The sequence below is a fragment of the Actinomyces sp. ICM58 genome (assembly GCF_000283035.1).
Taxonomy (GTDB): domain Bacteria; phylum Actinomycetota; class Actinomycetes; order Actinomycetales; family Actinomycetaceae; genus Pauljensenia.
The window spans coordinates 1-1,682 of the sequence record NZ_ALIY01000198.1 but is presented as its reverse complement, the minus strand read 5'-3'; the positions used below and the strand labels follow the sequence as shown (position 1 = coordinate 1,682).

The window sequence follows — 1,682 nt, the reverse complement described above, 5'->3', positions numbered from 1 at the left end:
GGCGCTCAGGGAGGCGGCCATCGCGGCGGCCCCCTCCAGGTCGGCGTGGGTGAGGAGGACGAGGGCGTCGGCGCGGATGACCTGGGCGAGGCGTGCGGAGCGTTCGTCCCACCGGCCGGCGTCGACGATGAGGGGAGCCCCGAGGCTCCGGCACGCCGCGACCACGCGCGGGTCGTCCGCTCTGGCGCCTCCTCGTCCGTCCCCGACGAGGGCGCTCACGCCGTCAATCCGGGGCAGGTGGTCGCGCAGGGCGGGCAGGTAGGAGTCCTCCGAGGCGTCCAGGTCCGCCCACCGCACTCCCGGCAGGCAGTGATCGCGCGCGCGTGCGAAGCCGGGCACCGACCCGGAGGCGTCCACGACCACCGGTTCGCGCGATCGGCCATCCTGCTGCGTCGTTCTCTGGATGGAGCGAGGCCGAGGGATCACTCGCGCGAGGAGAGCGCGCCACCGCCTCTCACGCGCGGAACGCGCGAGGAGGCGCACGACGCGCGTCGTTCCCAACCCTCCGGCGATCCCGGCCACCACCCACACGGCGCCGTCCCGCCGCTGGCGCCAGGAGGCCTCGGCGATGAGGGAGACGACGAGCGCGCTGTCCCCGGGCAGGCTCACCTGTCCCCCGCCGCCCACGCGCACGCAGGGCACGAGCGCGGGAACGGGAGCTCCAGGCGCGGCGAGGACGAGGGAGGCGCGCGAGGGGTCCTCGCACAGGCGCGCTCCCGCCACGGTGACGGTCTCGCGCGCGTAGTCGGCGTCGGGCGAGGTCAGGCCCACGAGGGCGACGAGGCCCGGGCCGGGTGCGGCGTTAGGGTTCATTCCTCCACGGTGCGCGCTGGCGGCACGCGCGTCTACCTGCACGCGCGCCCCTGTGGACAACGCAGATGCGAAATGACACCCTGTGCATAGAAGGGTCCGACGGCGGGCCCCTGTGGATAATCCCAACGCTGGAGTGAACGCGATGGCACGTGCGGCCTTTTTTGACTTGGATAAGACGATCCTCGACACCTCGTCGAACGTGGCGCTGTCGGGGCCCTTCATCGAGGCCGGCCTGATGACTCGACGCACCGCGATCGCCTCCGTGCTGGTCCAGCTGCCCTACCTGCTGGCGGGCGCGGACGAGTCGCGCATGGAGCAGATGGCCGAGGCGATGGGGCGCATGGCGCGCGGCTGGAACGCGGCGTTCCTGGAGGCGACGGTCGAGGACGCGCTGGAGCGCACGATCGCGCCGGTGTGTTACGCCCAAGCTCTCCGGCGCATCGCTTACCACAAGAGCATCGGTGACGTCGTCGTGATCGCGTCGGCATCGGTGGAAGAGGTGGTGCGTCCGATCGCGACGATGCTGGGCGCGGACGAGGTCCTGGCGTCCCAGGCGGCCGTGGACGACGACGGGTGTTTCACGGGGGAGGTCACCCACTTCAACCAGGCGCAGGGCAAGGCGGATGCGTGCGAGCAGTTGGCTCGCACGCGCGGCTGGGAACTGTCGCAGTGCTCGGCGTACTCGGACTCGGTGTCGGATGCCCCGCTCCTGCGCCTGGTCGGCCACCCCTACGCGGTCAATCCGGACCGGGCGCTGCGCGAGATGGCCGAGCGCGAGGGCTGGCCGACGCTGACCTTCTCGTCGACCGTTCGCGTGCTGCCCCGCCGGGTGCCCACGCCCGCGAAGATCGCCGTTCCCTTCGTGGCCG

The 1,682-nt window shown here is 72.4% G+C and carries 2 protein-coding genes; one reads left to right on the top strand and one right to left on the bottom strand.

Features of this window, described 5'->3' with window-relative positions; genetic code table 11:
- Positions 1–813: hypothetical protein (locus HMPREF1138_RS08955; RefSeq protein ID WP_009058936.1), on the bottom strand; the 813-nt coding region annotated here is incomplete at its 3' end.
- A 142-nt stretch (positions 814–955) separates the two neighbouring features.
- Here HMPREF1138_RS08955 and HMPREF1138_RS08950 point away from each other — a divergent pair.
- Positions 956–1,682: HAD family hydrolase (locus HMPREF1138_RS08950; RefSeq protein ID WP_009058934.1), on the top strand; the 727-nt coding region annotated here is incomplete at its 3' end.